The sequence below is a fragment of the Gemmatimonadaceae bacterium genome, from assembly GCA_040882285.1.
Taxonomy (GTDB): Bacteria; Gemmatimonadota; Gemmatimonadetes; order Gemmatimonadales; family Gemmatimonadaceae; genus JACDCY01.
Genome location: JBBEBQ010000005.1, coordinates 274981 through 291596, shown reverse-complemented (window position 1 = coordinate 291596; position 16616 = coordinate 274981). Strand labels below are relative to the sequence as shown.

The 16616-nt window shown below is 67.7% G+C and carries 13 protein-coding genes and 1 pseudogene; 11 read left to right on the top strand and 3 right to left on the bottom strand.

Going from position 1 to position 16616, the window contains the following annotated elements; all coding sequences use genetic code 11:
- The first annotated feature begins 17 nt into the window (after positions 1-17).
- From WEA80_02230 to WEA80_02220, 3 genes and pseudogenes are all read left to right on the top strand, one after another.
- On the top strand, positions 18-1484 hold the full coding sequence (locus WEA80_02230) for a peptidylprolyl isomerase (protein ID MEX1185383.1): 1467 nt from the start codon (positions 18-20) through the stop codon (positions 1482-1484).
- Positions 1485-1519: 35 nt separating this feature from the next.
- On the top strand, positions 1520-2860 hold the full coding sequence (locus tag WEA80_02225) for a peptidylprolyl isomerase (protein MEX1185382.1): 1341 nt from the start codon (positions 1520-1522) through the stop codon (positions 2858-2860).
- 105 nt (positions 2861-2965) lie between these two features.
- Positions 2966-3676 (top strand): annotated as a pseudogene (locus WEA80_02220) (4-hydroxythreonine-4-phosphate dehydrogenase PdxA).
- A gap of 40 nt (positions 3677-3716) precedes the next feature.
- On the opposite strand, the gene WEA80_02215 reads toward WEA80_02220, so the two are convergent.
- The gene (locus WEA80_02215; protein MEX1185381.1) at positions 3717-5036 is read right to left on the bottom strand and encodes a hemolysin family protein; all 1320 of its coding nucleotides are present in this window, start codon (positions 5034-5036) and stop codon (positions 3717-3719) included.
- A gap of 83 nt (positions 5037-5119) precedes the next feature.
- Between WEA80_02215 and WEA80_02210 the strand changes: the two genes are divergently transcribed.
- The 6 genes from WEA80_02210 (at position 5120) to WEA80_02185 (ending at position 11252) form a co-directional block, all read left to right on the top strand.
- Positions 5120-6007, top strand: coding sequence for a cation diffusion facilitator family transporter (locus WEA80_02210; protein ID MEX1185380.1), 888 nt, complete (start codon positions 5120-5122; stop codon positions 6005-6007).
- 75 nt (positions 6008-6082) lie between these two features.
- Positions 6083-8722 carry a protein kinase gene (locus WEA80_02205; protein MEX1185379.1) on the top strand — a complete coding sequence of 880 codons (2640 nt, stop codon included), beginning with the start codon at positions 6083-6085 and terminating at the stop codon, positions 8720-8722.
- A gap of 31 nt (positions 8723-8753) precedes the next feature.
- On the top strand, positions 8754-8966 hold the full coding sequence (locus tag WEA80_02200; GenBank protein ID MEX1185378.1) for a hypothetical protein: 213 nt from the start codon (positions 8754-8756) through the stop codon (positions 8964-8966).
- 133 nt (positions 8967-9099) lie between these two features.
- Positions 9100-9759 carry a hypothetical protein gene (locus tag WEA80_02195; GenBank protein MEX1185377.1) on the top strand — a complete coding sequence of 220 codons (660 nt, stop codon included), beginning with the start codon at positions 9100-9102 and terminating at the stop codon, positions 9757-9759.
- A 9-nt stretch (positions 9760-9768) separates the two neighbouring features.
- Positions 9769-10428, top strand: coding sequence for a hypothetical protein (locus WEA80_02190; GenBank protein MEX1185376.1), 660 nt, complete (start codon positions 9769-9771; stop codon positions 10426-10428).
- Between the two features lie 110 nt (positions 10429-10538).
- Positions 10539-11252 carry a hypothetical protein gene (locus WEA80_02185; protein ID MEX1185375.1) on the top strand — a complete coding sequence of 238 codons (714 nt, stop codon included), beginning with the start codon at positions 10539-10541 and terminating at the stop codon, positions 11250-11252.
- A gap of 85 nt (positions 11253-11337) precedes the next feature.
- On the opposite strand, the gene WEA80_02180 is transcribed toward WEA80_02185, so the two are convergent.
- Positions 11338-12018 carry a DUF2071 domain-containing protein gene (locus WEA80_02180; protein MEX1185374.1) on the bottom strand — a complete coding sequence of 227 codons (681 nt, stop codon included), beginning with the start codon at positions 12016-12018 and terminating at the stop codon, positions 11338-11340.
- Positions 12019-12191: 173 nt separating this feature from the next.
- On the opposite strand from WEA80_02180, the gene typA reads away from it, so the two are divergent.
- Positions 12192-14042 (top strand): translational GTPase TypA, encoded by a 1851-nt coding sequence (gene typA, locus WEA80_02175; GenBank protein MEX1185373.1) that lies wholly within the window; start codon positions 12192-12194, stop codon positions 14040-14042.
- A gap of 62 nt (positions 14043-14104) precedes the next feature.
- A complete protein-coding gene (locus WEA80_02170; protein ID MEX1185372.1) occupies positions 14105-14548 on the top strand; it encodes a hypothetical protein in 444 nt (147 codons plus the stop codon).
- A gap of 121 nt (positions 14549-14669) precedes the next feature.
- Here the strand turns inward: WEA80_02170 and WEA80_02165 are convergent, their stop codons facing one another.
- On the bottom strand, positions 14670-16583 hold the full coding sequence (locus tag WEA80_02165; GenBank protein MEX1185371.1) for a M14 family metallopeptidase: 1914 nt from the start codon (positions 16581-16583) through the stop codon (positions 14670-14672).
- Positions 16584-16616: the final 33 nt, after the last annotated feature.

The window sequence follows — 16616 nt, the reverse complement described above, 5'->3', positions numbered from 1 at the left end:
TGGAGCCGCTCGACAACATGATTCGCCCTATCGCACTCGCCGTCCTCGCGCTGACGCTGCTCTCCGGTTGTGAGGGGATGCGCGACGCACTCACCGCCCACACCGACACCGCCGCCCGGGCGGAGTCCAACCAGCTCAGCGCCGCGCGCCTGGCGCAGCTCATCGGCTCCTCGCAGGCTCCGGTCCGCAAGGACGTGATCCGCACGGTGGCCGACGTGTGGGTCAACTATCAGCTGCTGGCGCTCGCCGCCGCGGACGGGGACTCGCTCAACCAGCCCGCTACTATCGACAGCGCGATGTGGTCGCTGTTCGCGAATCAGCGCGCGCAGAAGTGGTTCACGCAGATCTCCCGAGACTGGGGCCGCGTGGACACCGCCGCCGCGCCGCGCAGGTACGCGGCCGGGGACCTGCTCGCCGCCAGCCACATCCTGTTCCTCACGCAGAACAAGCCGGACAGCGCCAAGCGGAACGCGCTCGCCCGGGCGCGGCAGGTACGCTCGCGGCTCACCGCGTCGAACTTCGCCTCTTTGGCGGCGAACAACAGCGAGGACACGCAGTCGGGCGCGCAGGGCGGCAGCCTCGGCGTCTTTCCCCGCGCAGCGATGGTCCCAGAGTTCCAGAACGCGCTGATCGCGCTGCAGCCGGGCGAGATCTCGCCCATCGTCGAGACGGCGATCGGCTACCACATCATCCGCCGCCCGACGTTCGAGGAGGTGCGGGAGGAGTTCCTGCAGGCCAGCCGCGCGCAGAGCATGCAGGCGGCGGAGAGCACGTACATGGCGCGGATGGATTCGGCTTCGAAGATCAGTGTGAAGAAGAGCGCGCCCGCCACGGCGCGCGCCGTGGCGGCCGACCCCGACGGGCACGTGAAAGACCGGGCGGTGCTCGCCACTTCGGTGCTGGGGTCGTTCACGGCGGCCAAGCTGGTGCGCTGGATGGCGACGTTCCCGCCGCAGCAGCAGGTGCAGTCGCGGCTGATCGCGGCGCCGGATTCGGTCGTCACACAGTTCATCAAGAACTTCGTCCGCAACGAGCTGGTGCTGCGCTCCGCGGACAGCGCGGGCATCACCGTCGATTCCACGGAGCTCGTCAACACGCGCCAGGCGTTCGTCGCCGAAGTCGTGAACGAGTGGACCCAGCTCGGCGTCTCTCCGGAGATGCTCGCCGACAGCGCGTCGACCAAGGAGGAGCGCGTTCGTCTCGCGACGGCGCGCGCGGACCGGTACTTCGCGCGCGTGCTCGCGGACGAAGCCCCGTTCGTGAACGTGCCTCCGCCGGTGGAAGCGGTGCTCCGGGCCAGGTACTCGCACGCGGTCAATAGCGCGGGGCTGGACCGCACGCTCCAGCAGGCAGTGCGCATTCGCGCGTCGGTGGATTCGACTCGCACGGCTCAGCAGCCGCCCTCGGCCGTTCCGATGCCCGGCGCACCGGATGGCGCGCAGCTCGAGGCCCGCCCCGCGCCGGCGCCCCCGCCCGGCCAGTGATCGAACCGGCATCGCCCGAAGGGGTATTGCGCAAGATGACATTCAATATCCCCTCCGCCGCGGCGTTGGCGGTAGCTGTGACGCTGGCGATCCCGGCGGCTGCTTCGGCGCAGGACACGGTGCCGGCGCTCCAGCGTCCGGGCACGTCGCTGCCGGTCGACCGGATCGTGGCGGTAGTCGGCAACCAGCCCGTCCTCTGGAGCGACGTTCTGGTCGCCGTGAATCAGAAGCGCGCGCAGGGACTGGTCTTTCCCGGCGACTCGGCCGGACAGATGGCCATCGCGCGCGAGACGCTCGACGAGCTGGTCGACGCCGAGATCCTCGTGCAGAAGGCGGCTCTGCTCAAGATCGAAGTCACGGACGAAGAGACCGCGCCGATGGTGGACGATCAGATCCGCCGCATCAAGGAGCAGTTTCCCAGCGACGTGGAGTTCAGGCGCGAGCTGCGCGAGGCCGGGTTCGGAACGCCGGAGGAGTATCGCAGAACCCTGGTGGATCAGGTCCGGCGCCAGATGCTGCAGCAGCGGACGTTCGAGGAGCTGCGCAAGCGGCTGCGTCCGGCGACGGTGACGGAGGCCGAGGTGGACGCGGCATTCCAGGCCAGCCGCGAGCGGCTGAGCCGGCGGCCGGCGTCGGTGACGTTCCGGCAGATCGTCGTCGCGCCGAAGCCGTCCGACGCCGCCAAGGCCAGGGCGCGCGCGAAGGCCGATTCGCTGCTCGCCGAGATCCGCGCGGGCGGCGACTTCGAGCAGATCGCCCGCCGCGAGTCCATGGATCCCGCGAGCAAGGAGCTGGGCGGCGACATCGGCTGGAACAGGCGCGGTTCCGGGCTCGTCGCGGAATTCGAGCGCGCGATTTTCGCGCTGCCTCCGGGACGGGTGAGTCCGATTGTCGAGACCGCCTTCGGCTACCACATCATTCGCGTGGATCGGATCCAGCCCGCGGAGGTCAAGGCGCGGCACATCCTCATCCGTCCCGAGATTGACTCGGGGGACGTGGAACGGGCGCGCGTGGAAGCGGACAGCGTCGCCGCGCAGTGGCGGCGGGGCGCGGACTTCGAGCAGCTCGTGCAGCGGCACCACGACGCGACGGAGGAGCGCGGCATCCTCCAGCCGTACCCGCGCGACTCGCTCCCGGCGTCGTACCAGGCGGCCGTCGCCGGCAAGACGGCGGGCGCGATAACCGATCCCTTCCAGCTCGGCGCGGGCCTGGCGGTGAAGTTCGCCGTGCTCGAGCTCGTGAGCATGACGGAAGGCGGCGAGTACAGCGTGCAGGACGTGCGCGACCAGATCCGGCAGCAGCTCATCGCCGAGCGCGCGACCCGCGCGCTGCTGGACTCCCTGCGGCGGGAGACCTTCGTGTCGCTGCGATTGTAGGTGCGACCGCGGCTGGCTGTCACCGCGGGTGATCCGCGCGGGATCGGCCCCGAGATAATACGCAGAGCGCTCGACGACCCGCGTGTCGTCGAGCGCTGTGACGTTATGGTGATTGGGCCGACGGGTATCGGTCTCGAGTTGGGTGAGGTCGCCGGTGAATGGCACACCGGTGATGGGTCAGATCTGGCGGGCGCGCTGAGCGGCGCGGCCATCGAGCGCGCCGTGGCGCTCGCGCTCGCGGGCGAAGTGCAGGGGATCGTCACCGCGCCGATCGACAAGGCGGCGCTGCTCGCCGGCGGGTTCGACTACCCGGGCCACACCGAGATGCTGGGCGCCCTCACGGGGAGCGAGGTCGCGATGATGCTGACCTCGACCGGCGCCGCGGGCGCCGGCACCCATCCGTTGCGGGTGGTGCTCGCGACGACGCACCTCGCGCTGCGCGACGTCCCCGCGGCGGTCACCGCGGATGCAATCAGCCGGGCCGCGAGAATCACGCGCGAGGGTCTGATCGAATGGTTCTCGATCGCGGAGCCGCGGATCGCCCTGTGCGCGCTGAACCCGCACGGCGGCGACGGGCGGCGGTTCGGGGAAGAGGACGAGGACGTGCTCGCGCCGGCCGCGCGCGCGTCCGGAATAGCCGGGCCCTACCCGGCGGACACCGTGTTCGTGCGCGCGATGCGAGGAGAATTCGACGCCGTCGTCGCGCCGTACCACGACGTCGGCATGACGGCCATCAAGGTCGCGTCGTTCGGCTCGGCGGTGAACGTGACGCTCGGGCTGCCGTTCCCGCGAACTTCACCCGACCACGGCACGGCGCTGGACATCGCGGGCCGCGGGATCGCGGACCCGGCCAGCTTCATCCAGGCGCTGCTGTTGTGCGCGGAGCTGACTGCTCGCGCTCGGCCGCGCGCCGATCGCCCACCGTATGGAGATCCACGGCCAGCGTCTCGATCCGGCGGCCGTCCATCTCCCGCACGGTGAAGATCGCACCGCCGGCGGTGACGCGGTCGCCGTTCGCGGGAAGCCTGCCGAGCGTGCCGAAGACGTAGCCACCGATGGTGGTGTAGTCCTCGTCGGGGACTTCCAGGGCGAAGCGCTCGTTCAAGTCGGTGATGTGCGTGCTGCCGGGCACCAGCGTCTCTCCCCCGCGCGTCTCGACCGGCTTCTCCGCGGGATCGTCGTACTCGTCGAGGATCTCGCCGACGATCTCCTCCAGCAGGTCTTCCATCGTGACGACGCCGGCGGTCCCGCCGAACTCGTCGAGCACGACCGCCATGTGCTCCTTGAGCCGCTTGAAGTCGGCCAGCACGTCCTCCACCTCGCGCGATCCGGGGACCATGTGCACCGGCCGCATGACCGCCTGGAGCGAGAAGCTGTTCCGCCGCCGCACGGCCTCGATGAGGATGTCCTTGGTGAGGATGAGCCCGACGATGTTGTCGATGCTGTCCTCGTACACAGGGTACCTGGAGTATCCCTTGTCCTCGACGGTCGCGAGCACGTCGTCGAGCGATGCGTCCAGCGCGAACGCGGCGACCTCGGTGCGCGGCGTCATGACGTCGCTGGCGTTCTTCTCGGAGAACTCGAGCACGGCGTCGATCATGTCGGCGTCCTGCGCCTCGATCGCGCCCCCTTCCTGCGCCTGCTCGACGAGGATGCGCAGCTCGTCGGGCGAGTGGACGCTGTCCTCGCCGGGGAGCGTGTGCAGCCCGAACAGCCGCAGCGTGTAGTTGGACGTGCGGTTGATGATCCACAGGAAGGGGCGCGCGAGCGACGCGAACAGCACCAGCGGCGGCACGAGCCATTTCGCGAGCCGCTCCGGGTGATTGAGCGCCGCGGCTTTCGGCACCAGCTCGCCGAACACGACGTGCACGTAGCTCGCGGCGGCGAACGCGATCAGCGCGGCGATCGTCACGCGGGCTGGGATCTCCGCGCCGGCGGGGAGCGACGCCAGCACGTCGGTCATCATCGATTGCGCGACCCAGCCGAGCGCCAGGCTCGACAGCGTCACTCCAAGCTGGCTCGCGGGCAGCAGCCCGGAGATATTTGAGGATGCCCGCAACGCCACTCGGGCGAGGCGGTCACCGGTGCGAACCATCGCCTCCAGCCGGTTGCGTCGCGAGCGTACGAGAGCGAACTCGGCGCCGACGAAGAAACCGTTCAGGAGCACGAGAACCACAATGGCGGATAGCCTTCCGAGCACGGATGGAACTTACTGTCTGTCGCGCCCCTAATGAAGGCGGCGTAGGAGGCATCTGACGCATGGGCCACGCCGGGCATTCGCACGCTCACGAGGACTCCTCGCGGCTGAAGGTGGCGCTGGCGATCACGGCCACGCTGCTGATCGCCGAAGTGATCGGCGGCATTCTGAGCAACTCGATCGCGCTGCTCGCCGACGCCGGGCACATGCTCACCGACGTCGCCGCGCTGAGCCTCTCGCTGTTCGTCGCGTGGTTCGCCCATTTGCCGCGCACGTCCCACAGGACGTACGGCTACCTGCGGTGGGAGATCCTGGCGGCGCTGATCAACGGCGTCACGCTGTTCCTGCTCTCGGCGTGGATCATCTGGGAGTCGTTCGCCCGCTTCGCCACGCCGGAACCGATCGCCGGCGGCGTGATGCTGACCATCGCGGTGCTCGGTTTGCTCGCCAACATCGCGGCGGCGCGGGTGCTGCACCCCGCGTCGGAGTCCAGCCTCAACGTCCGCGGCGCGTACCTGCACGTGCTCAGCGACATGCTCGCGTCGGTCGGCACGGTGGCCGCGGCGGTCATCATCTGGGCGACGGGCTGGCTTCCGGCCGATCCGCTCGCGTCGTTGCTCACGACGGCGCTGATCATCCGCGGCGCGTGGAATCTGGTGCGCGAGTCGGTGGACGTGCTGCTGGAATCCGCGCCGGCGCACACCCCGCCGGGCGCGGTGCGCGCGCAGCTGGAAGCGATCCCCGGAATCGAGTCAGTGCACGACCTGCACATCTGGTCGGTGAGTTCGGGAATGGTCGCGATGAGCGCGCACGCGGTGGTCCGCGAGCCCGAGCGGCAGCAGCACGTGCTGGAGCACATCCATGCCGCGATGCGGCTGTTCGGGATCGAGCACGTGACCGTGCAGCTCGAGCGGGAGGACATGGGCGCGCGGGAGAAGCATCTGCATTAGCCACATTCCGCGAGACAGTCCCGGACTGTATAGTGGGGCCGTGCTGAACCCGCTCATCCCGAAGTCAGGGCCCGAATGACCGAGCTCCGCGAGCAGCTCCAGAAGACGCTGGGCGACGGCCTCACCCTCGAGCAGGAGCTCGGCGGTGGCGGCATGTCGCGCGTGTTCGTGGCGCACGAGGCGGCGCTGGGCCGCAAGGTCGTGGTCAAGGTTCTCCCGCCCGACATGGCCGCGGCCGTCAACATCGACCGGTTCCGCCGCGAGATCCAGCTGGCGGCGCAGCTGCAGCACCCGCACATCGTGCCGCTGCTGTCCGCCGGCGAGACGCAAGGACTGCCGTACTTCACCATGCCGTTCGTGAAAGGCGAATCACTGCGCGCGAAGCTCGCGCGCGGCGGCGAGCTCCCCGTGTCGGAATCGGTGCGCGTGCTGCGCGAGGTGGCGTCCGCGCTGTCGTACGCGCACGAGAACGGCGTGGTGCATCGCGACATCAAACCGGAGAATGTGCTGATCTCCGGCGGATCGGCCATGGTCACCGACTTCGGTGTGGCTAAGGCCGTGAGCGCGTCGAGCGGGGGTGTGAGCCTGACCTCGCTCGGAGTCGCGCTTGGCACGCCCGCGTACATGGCGCCGGAGCAGGCGACCGCGGACCCGAACACGGATCATCGCGCGGACATCTACGCGCTCGGCGTGCTGGCGTACGAGATGTTGAGCGGCAGCACGCCGTTCCCGGGCCGGTCGCCACAGGCGATGCTGGCGGCGCAGGTGACCGAGACTCCGGATCACGTCACGCGGCGCCGGCCGTCCATTCCGCCGATGCTGGCGAATCTTGTGATGTGGTGTCTCGAGAAGCGGCCAGCCGACCGGCCGCAGTCGGCCGCGGAAGTCATGCACGAGCTGGACGCGTTGTCCACTCCGAGCGGAGGCATGGCGCCGACCACCGCGCGCCGCTCCGTGAAAGCGGACGTTCGATTTCCCCGCCGCTCGTACGCGATCGCGGCCGGCGCGCTCGCGCTGGCGCTACTCGCTTTCGCCGCCTGGAAAGTGACTCGTCCCTCGTCGGTCTCAGCCGAGGCGATCCCGACGCCGGCGCTCGCGGTGCTCCCGTTCGAGAACCGCGGCAGTGAGAGCGGCCAGGAATTCACGGACGGCATGACGGAGGAGATCACGAACCGCCTTTCGTCGGTGCGCGGCCTGCGCGTCGTCGGCCGTCAGAGCGCGCGCAGCTATGCGGCAAGTGACAAGCCGCTGCAGCAGATCGCGCAGGAGCTGGGCGTGCAATATCTGCTGACCGGAACGGTGCGCTGGGACAAGGACGCTGCGGGGAAGGAGGTCGTGCGCGTCAGTCCCGCGCTCATCCGCGCGTCCGATGCCACGCAGGTCTGGGGAGAGGCGTATCAGACGGTGCTGTCCGGAATGTTCGAGGTTCAGACCAGGGTAGCCACCGAGGTCGCGAACGCGCTCAACGTGGCATTGCTCGAGCCGGAGCGCGAGGCGCTGGCTGCGAAGCTCACGCAAAACGTGGACGCGTATGCGTTGTACCTGCGCGCGTCGGAGCTCTTGCGAACGGTTCAGGTCCCGCCCCTTCGTGAAGCGTCATCGCTCCTCGACCGCGCGGTGGCTCTGGACCCGGAGTTTGCCCACGCCTACGCCCGGCTTTCGATTGCGCACACCGAGCTGTACTGGTTTTACGGAGACCGCAGCGCTCAGCGTCTGCGATTGGCGAAGGCGGCGGCGGACAGAGCGCTCGCCTTGAAGCCGGACCTGTCGGAAGGCCATGAGGCTCTCGGAGTCTATTACTATCACGGCTTCCTCGATTACGAGAGCGCGCTGCGCGAGCTGGCCGCGGCGGAGAAAGGCCGTCCGAACAGCGCCGACGTCCTTTTCTTCAAGGCCTTCATTCAGCGGCGCAGCGGCAAATGGCGCGAATCGGTTGCCACGATGGCGCGCGCCGTCGAGTTGGACCCGCGTGCCGCCGCGTACATCGCGGATGCAGGCACTACTTACCTGTATCTACGCGACTACGATGCGGCCGACCGCCTGGCCGACAGAGCCCTCATTGTCAACCCGGATATCCAGGACGCTTTGCTCGTAAAGGCGAATGTGCATTTCGCCCGGACCGGAGACATCGCGGCTGCAACCGGGATCTACTTCGAGGCCTGGGAGCGCTCGCCGGACAAGGCGTACCGCACGGCCGCAGCGCTGGCGTGGGGTTGGCCCTTCACATCCCATCCGGTGATGGCGGAAGCGGTCCCAGCGCTGGAATGGGTGCCTGATTTTGGCGAGCGGGGGAAGGTGATGCTGGACAAAGCGTGGTTCTTTCGGGAACGAGGCGACGCGAGCCGGGCGCGCGCCTACGCGGACACGGCCGAGCGGCTCCTTACGGCTCGCATTCGGGAGCGCCCGGACGAGGCCGAGTTCTATTCCCAGCGCGGGCTCGCAAGCCTGCTACTTGGAAACGCGCGGAATGCCATGGCCGATTCCGACCGGGCCGTCGCCCTGAAGCCCTTGAGCAAGGATGCGCTGCTCGGGGGAGACATCCTGTTTTACCGGGCGTTAACGCTGGCCGAGTTGAGCCGGCACGATGAGGCTCTCGCCATTCTCGAGCAGCTCCTTTCGGTCCCGTCCACGCTGAGTCGGAATCTGGCGCGACTGCACCCCGTGTTCGCTCAGCTCAGAACGAATCCGCGCTTTCGGCAGCTCGTCGGGGGCTGAGACTGAAGGAAATCCATTCATCGGAGGCAACGTGAAACCCATCTCGTGGCTGGGCGTGCTGTTGATCGTCGTCGGCGTCGTGCTGCTCGCGATGCGGATCAGCTACACGAAGGACAGCGAGACAGTGACAGTCGGGCCCGTGGAGGTAGTGACGAAGCGGAAGGCGGAGATCCCGCCGTGGGTCGGGGTCCTGCTGATCGTTGGAGGTGGCGGGCTCATGGTGGCCGGAGCACGGCGGCGCTGAGCGATGCGCGTTCCGGACGTGGCGTCGCTGTACGCGTACAACGAATGGGCGAACGCACGGATCTGACAGTCTTCAAACGGAGCAGGGCTAACTTCGCTGTAACCCAACCCGCCATCCCTACGTAATGGTGCTCATGCAAGACCCAACGGTGGAGCAGCCCGCTCCGGCGCCTCAAGCTGTCGTCCGTGTCGAGGCCGGGCCGGGCAATGCTGCTCAGACGCTCGCGATGCCGATGACCCGCGCTGAAGTCGCGGCGATCCGCGCGCGGCGGTCGGAGCTGTCCACCCAGCTCAACTCCGCGAGTCGCAGGCGCAGGGACCTGGCGGAGCAGGTGCGAAGCGCGGATGGTGCGACCAAAGCTGGTCTGGAGCAGCGGATCGCGGTTCTCGACGAGCGTATCGTCCAGCTCGAGTCCGACATTGCCGAAACGGGCCGGCAGCTGACCGGAGCCCCTGCGGGATTTCTCACCTCGACGCGGGCCGAGGGGGCGTTCGGTGGCTTTTCGTCCGGCGAAGTCCTCGCGGGCGGAATCGTCTTCACGATCTTCGTGCTCGCGCCGCTGGCGGTCGGCGCGTCGCGCATGATGTGGAAGCGCGCGGCCGCGGGTCCAGTGCGGAGCGTGATTCCTCCGGAGACGGCGGGACGGCTGGAGCGGATCGAGCAGGCCGTCGAGGCGATTGCGATCGAAGTTGAGCGCGTGTCCGAAGGACAGCGATTCGTGACCAGACTGATGAGCGAGGGCAAGACCGTCCCGGTTCGAGACCAGGCGCGCATGCTCTCCGAGCCGCAGTAGAAGATCGGCATGCAGACCCAGGTCGAAGCTCCGCCGGCGCAGGCAACGGCGCCCACGGCTCCGGGGCTTCCGGTGGGAGGGGCGATCGTCATCCAAGGGGTGCCGGGTGTACCGGCGCAGACGATCTCGATCCCGCTCAGCCTCGGCGACGTGCGCTGGCTCCGGGCGCGGAGGTCGGAGCTGGCAGAACAGTTGAGCGATGCGAAGGATCGCCGCGAGGCCATTACCGACGAATGGGGCGAAACGAGCAGCGCAATTCAGGGCGGTCTCGCGCAGCAGCTTGCCCAGTTGGACCAGCGAATACTGCAGCTGGAGTCTGACCTCGCGCAGACGGAGCAAATCCTGACGAGCGCGCCCAGCGGCTTCCTCGCCTCAGCCGAGCCGCCAACGTATGTCCGCGGCGGGGACAACGACACCTGGGTCATGATCCCGGCCCTGCTTATAATGTTCGTGCCCTTCCCCCTCGTGTTCGCGCACGCGCGGCGCATATGGAAGCGCGCACCGGCAGCGCGGATCAACCCGGCGGAGGCGGGGCGCTTGGAGCGAATAGAGCAGGCCGTCGAGGCCATCGCGATCGAAGTCGAGCGCGTGTCCGAAGGACAGCGATTCGTGACCAGACTGATGAGCGAAGGGAAGGTCGCCTCAATACCGAGCCCGCGTGAGCTCTAGCTGCGGCGCCGGGCCTTGCAGCACCCCCCCTCCTACCGCCAGAATTGGACTGCTAGTGAAGACCGATTAGCACGGCTTTTCACGCAAAAGACCACTACCGGAGGCAGTCGATGAAGAACCGTCTGGGCGTCGCCGTTCCGTTGCTCCTGCTCCTGCTGTCGTCGGGCGCGGCCGCACAGGGATCGCGCGACGCAGTCGCGCTCGACCCGTCCCATCACAACGTGCTCTTCGAGAACGACCACGTCAGGGTGTTCCGCGCGCTCGCGTCGCCCGGTGAGCGCAGCCCAACGCACACTCACCCGCCGTTCGTGTTCATCGGCCTCGACACAGGGCGTCTGCGCCTGGCGACGCCCGACGCGTCGAACGTGGTCTTCGACGTTCTTCCGGAGCAGGTGCTGTGGATGGAGAACGCGGAACACTCATGGGAGATGCAATCCGGCCAGCTCCACGTCGTCGCCGTGGAGATCAAGGCGGCGGCGCGCGGAATCCCCCGAGCCGCCATCACGCTCCCGGCTACAGATGCCGTGAAGGTGGACCCCGATGTGCATCAAGTGATCCTCGAGAACGAGTATGTTCGCGTCCTTGAGGCGCTCGCCGGCGCAGGATATCGCAGCCCCATGCACACGCACCCGTATGGCATCGCGATCGTCAGTCTCGGCAGGCCGCGACTTCGAATAACTCTCGCGGACGGGAACAGCATGATCGTGGATCTTCATCCCGGCCAGGCCATGTGGCTCGATCCCGGAGCGCATTCCTGGGAGGTCCTTGCCGGTCTGCACCGGGTCATAGCGGTCGAGGTAAAGTCGGCAACGGCCGCTCCGTAACGAATCCCGGCGAGACGAAACGAGGGGCAGGACGCCGGTCCTGCCCCTGCGCGTATCACCGGCCTGCAAACTAGAGACGTAGCAGTCAGATTCTGCGCGGCGGCCACACCTCGACAGCGAGCGGATCGCCCTGCGCGTGCACCAGCGCGGGCTTGTCCGGCAGCTTGATCCCGTTCGCCTCGCCCATCGTGGACGTCAGCTCCTCGAGCGTCGCGGCGCGCAATGACCACGGCGCGTGGTGGATCCGCGCGCGGTACAGCTTCTCCGCGCGCGCCGCGTATAGACAGTACCGCTCGACCAGGAAGAACTCGAGCGAGTCGGGATCGGGTGCCGGCAACGCCCGGCCGCGAGTCCACCGCGCGTGGAAGTCCGCGCGCGCTCCCTCGCCATCGGAGCGGCGCGACACGAAGCTGAACGTCTCGGCGGCCTCCTCCAGGTGCATCTCGGCCCGGTAGTACGGCAGATGGAAGCCGAGCCGCGCGGCTAGAACGGCGATCGCGTTCGAGGCGTCGAGCGAGAAGAACCAGACGCCCGGGACGCCTTCCGCGTGCACGTAGGTGCGCACGTTCAGCTCGTGGGTGTCGCTGAGTCCCGGCACCGTCGGCAGCATGACCGGCCGGATCCCCCACATGGTGAACGGCGTGATGCTGACCCACCCGCCGCCGTCGTACGTGTCAATCTCCAACGCCCTCGGAATCATCGGCCGCAGCACCGACACGGGCACCGAAAAATGGAGAAAGAGCAGCTTCCCCCAGTTCTGATGCATGATCGAAGAGCCTTCCGGTCGATTTCGAGGTGAAAGACGATCCATACGCCACTCTCCGGTCGCAGCTAGGACGCAGCACGCAGCACGCAGCGCTTTTCCCGGAATGCAATGCCCGCGCCTGATGTAATCGGGACCACCGATTCCACCCAGGAGCGAACTAGATTTCTCTAGCTATGCCAAACCAGCGCATCCGCAACATCGCAATCATCGCGCACGTCGATCACGGCAAGACCACGCTCGTGGACAAGATGCTCCGGCAGGCCGGCGCTTTCCGCGAGAACCAGGTCGTGATGGATCGCGTTATGGACTCCAACCCGCTCGAGCGCGAGCGGGGGATAACGATTCTCGCCAAGAACACCTCCGTCCGGTGGCGCGGGACCAAGATCAACATCATAGACACACCCGGGCACTCGGATTTCGGCGGCGAGGTCGAGCGCATCCTGCGGATGGTGAACGGCGTGCTGCTGGTGGTGGACGCGTTCGACGGTCCCATGCCGCAGACCCGGTTCGTGCTACGCAAGGCGCTCGAGCTGGGCCGCACGCCCGTGATCGTCATCAACAAGATCGACCGGCCCGGCGCCGATCCGATGCGGGTGCACGACGAGGTGCTCGACCTGCTGATCGAGCTGGAGGCGGACGAGTCGCAGCTCGACGCGCCCGTGGTGTACGCGTCGGCGCGCGACGGGACGGCGACCATGGATCTGGAGTCTCCCAACCCGGACCTCGTGCCATTGTTCGAGACCATCGTCGAGCATGTGCCACCGCCACCCGGCGAGGAGGACGGACCGTTCCAGATGCTCGTCTCCACGATCGACTACTCGCCGTACCTGGGCAGGCTGGGGATCGGGCGGATCGAGCGCGGCAAGGTGAAGGTGGGCGAGCGGGTCGCGCTGCTGCACGTGGACGGATCGCAGTCGCCCGAATACGCGCGGGTGACCAGGCTGTTCGCCTTCGAGGGGCTCGAGCGCGGGGAGATCGAGAGTGCGGGCGCGGGGGAGATCGTCGCGCTGGCCGGCATCGACGGCGTCGAGATCGGCCTCACGATCGCGGACGCGGAGAATCCCGAGCGGCTCGCGGGGATTGCCGTGGAGGAGCCGACCATCTCGGTGGATTTCTCGGTGAACGATTCACCGTTCGCCGGGCGCGACGGGAAGTTCGTGACCTCGCGGCAGATCCGCGAGCGGCTCACCAGGGAGCTGGAGCGCAACGTCGCGCTGCGGGTGGAGGACACCGAGGCGATGGACGCGTGGACCGTTTCCGGCCGGGGCGAGCTGCACCTGACGATCCTGATGGAGACGATGCGGCGCGAGGGCTACGAGTTCCAGGTGTCGCGCCCACGGTTCATCATGAAGATCGGCGGGAACGGCGAGCGGCTGGAGCCGTACGAGGAGCTGTCGATCGACGTGCCCGAGGAATTCCTCGGCGCGGTCATCGAGAAGCTGGGACCGCGGCGGGCGGAGCTGATCGAGATGAAGAACCCGGGGCAGGGAACGGTGCGGATGCTGTACCGCATCCCCGCGCGCGGGCTGTTCGGCTACAGGTCCGAGTTCATGACCGACACACGCGGCAACGGGATCATGCACCACCGGTTCCTGGAGTACGGGCCCTGGGCCGGGCCGCTGGCCGGGAGAATGCGTGGATCACTGGTGTCGATGGAGCCCGGCGTGATCGTTGCATTCGCTCTGGCCAACCTGGCGGAGCGGGCCACACTGTTCGTCTCGCCGGGGGACCCCGTTTACTCGGGGATGCTCATCGGGGAGAACTCGCGTCCGGGGGACATGGACGTGAATCCAACCCGGGAAAAGAAGCTGACCAACATGCGGACCAAGTCCACCGACGAGAACATCCAGCTGGAGCCGCCGCGGGAGTTGACGCTGGAAGCGGCGTTGGAGTATATCGAAGGCGATGAGCTGATCGAGGTTACGCCGAAAGCGATCCGGCTGCGCAAGCGGTCACTGGACGTGCACGAGCGGAAGCGCGCGGCGCGCGAGGCCAAGCGGGAGCGGGAGAGCGCGGCGGTCTGAGGCGCTGCGGGTCAATCGAATCGGCTGCAATCACACTTTTGCACAACGGGGAGAGCGCGGGTATGTCGGGGAGAGCAGGTCCGTCCGAGGACGGCAGCGTGCTGGTCACCTCATGGGAGCTCGAGCGCTCGCTCGGCCTTCACGACCCTTCCTTTCCGCCCGCGGCTCGCGCGGCGGCCGATCCGGACGGCGAGGACGACATCGACGATCTCGATGACGACGACGAGGATGATGACGACGATCTCCTCGACGACGACGACGACGACGATGACGACGATGACGACGATGACGACGATGACGACGATGACGACGATGACGACGACGATCTAGACGATGATCTGGACGACGAGGACGACGACGACGACGACGACGATGATGATGACGACGACGACGACGACGACGACGACGAGGAGGACGACGACGACCTCATTGATCTAGACGACGAGTTCGACGTGGATGAGGACGAGAAGCCGCACAAGCAGACGCCCGGCAAGTTCGACGAGTAGCTCTGGCGTCCCGTGCGCCCGGCTGGCCGCGAATGCGAGTCCATTTCGGGCGCTACGGCCGACAAACAGCGTCGGCCTAAGACGCGCCCTGCATGGACCCGCATCCGTGGCCAGCCTGCATCTAGGGTGATCCCAGGACGAAGTCCGACTTCAGCAGGCCGCCGCGCGTGGATAGCACGCGCACCGTGCCCTTTGCGCCGCGCAGGCCGATCGTGTTCACCCGGAAAGTCACCGTCTTGGTCTCGCCCGGCTCGGTCCACCCCGCGCGGATCGTCTTGTCGCGCCTGGCCGGGTTCACGATCGTCACCTTTGGATTCGGCCGCTTCGTGAGCGTCGAGTCGAAGTCGAGCACCACGCGGTCCTCCTGCACGATCTTGACGAGCTGCGCCTGCTTGAGCGCCGTCGGCAGGCGGCCCGTGTTCCGGAACGTCACGGTCACGTCGTAGCTCGTCGTGTCGCCGGCAGTGCCCGCGCGCGTGACGGTGACGGCGCCCATCTCCAGCTGCGGCAGGTGCATCGCCATCTCCAGGTTGAACAGCGCCTGGTTGCGCGCGAACCGCTCGAGCTCCGATGGCGGTCCGTTCTGCGAGAAGAACTTCGGGTGAAAGCCGCCGATCTCCACCGCGCCGAGCTGGGGGTGGTTGAACGGAGTCCATTCGCGGAAGCCGTTGCCGCCGTTGAAGCGGTCGTCCCAGGTCAGCGCGTCGAAGTCGTCGAGGTAGCCGTCCGCGTTGAAGTCCTGCATCCGGCCGCCGTTCCACAGCTCGTCGCCGTACCAGATCGTGCCGTAGTAGAAGTAGCCGAAGTCGGGGCCGTGGCCGAACAGCGGCGACGGGCGCGCCGAATCGCCGGTGATCCGATTGATCGGGTTGCGCGTGTTGTACACGTTGTACACGTCGCCCGCCCAGGGATAGCCGGTGATGCGCGTCCCCACGGAATCGAAGTACTCGTAGTAGCGCAGGTCCTCGGGATACATGCGGTCCGTGCTGTACGAGGTGGACGGCGGGCGCAGGTGCATCGGCACCGCGGTGTCCATCGAGTTCACCACCGACACGTTGGGGTTCGCGAGCAGCCATAGCACGACGCTTCGCGTCTCGATCTCGCTCAGCGGATAGGCGCCCGCGCCGAACTGCGTGTAACCGCGGCCGGTCCGGTCGCCGCCCGGCTCGGGGCGCCAGTTCTCCGGGTAGTTGCGGTGCAGGTCGAGCCCGCCGATGCCGTCCTCGTTGAACTGCCCGTCACCGTCGTTGTCGATCCCCTCGGAGATCACGCGCCACTCGCCCTCCCCGTCGAGCGCCGGCTGCATCAGCCGGCCCGTCGGATCGCGCGGGTCGAGCATCGACGTGCCGCGCCCGCTGTCTCTCGCCGCCGGGGTGACTCGCCAGCGGAGCGAGTAGATGATCCCGTCTCCGTCGAGATCTTCCGGCGGATCCTCGTCGAGCAATCCGTCGCGATCGCTGTCGTGCGGCCGCACCGTGCTGCGGTTCGCCTGCGCCGTGTACAGGTACAGGTTCGATCCGTCCGGGTTGTTCTGCGGCCGCAGCGTGATCGCCTTCGTGTCGAGCAGGCGCGTGATCCGCTGATCCTTGCCGTAGCCCTCGACGAGATGCTGGATTAGCCAGAGCACCGACTCGCTCGCGGTGATCTCGCCGCTGTGGCGCGCGCCCTCGAAGAACGCGGCCGGCTTGTCGGTCGCCTTGCCCGTGCTCTTGTTGGTGAGGGTGACCTGGAGCACGGGCCGCCCCTCGAAGCTCTTGCCCACTTCGTACAGCTCCACGATCGCCGGGTACCGCTCGGCCCAGCGCCGGAGCCACGTGTACATGACGTCGACCGTGTGGTAGCGGTCGAAGGTCAGGCGGCCGCCCGCGACGTACTCGACCTGCGGGTGGCGGGCGCGGGGGAAGAAGCTGATGCCGTGGCGCTCGCCGCCGACGGTGTGGAAGGCGGAGTCGCGCGATGCCGGAGTCTGGGTTGTCCCGATGGAAGGCAGGGAGGCGATCGCCACAAGGGCGAGGATCGAAGTTGTGCGGCGCATGGAGATGGTTGCGGAGTGGGATCAGGCCAAGCT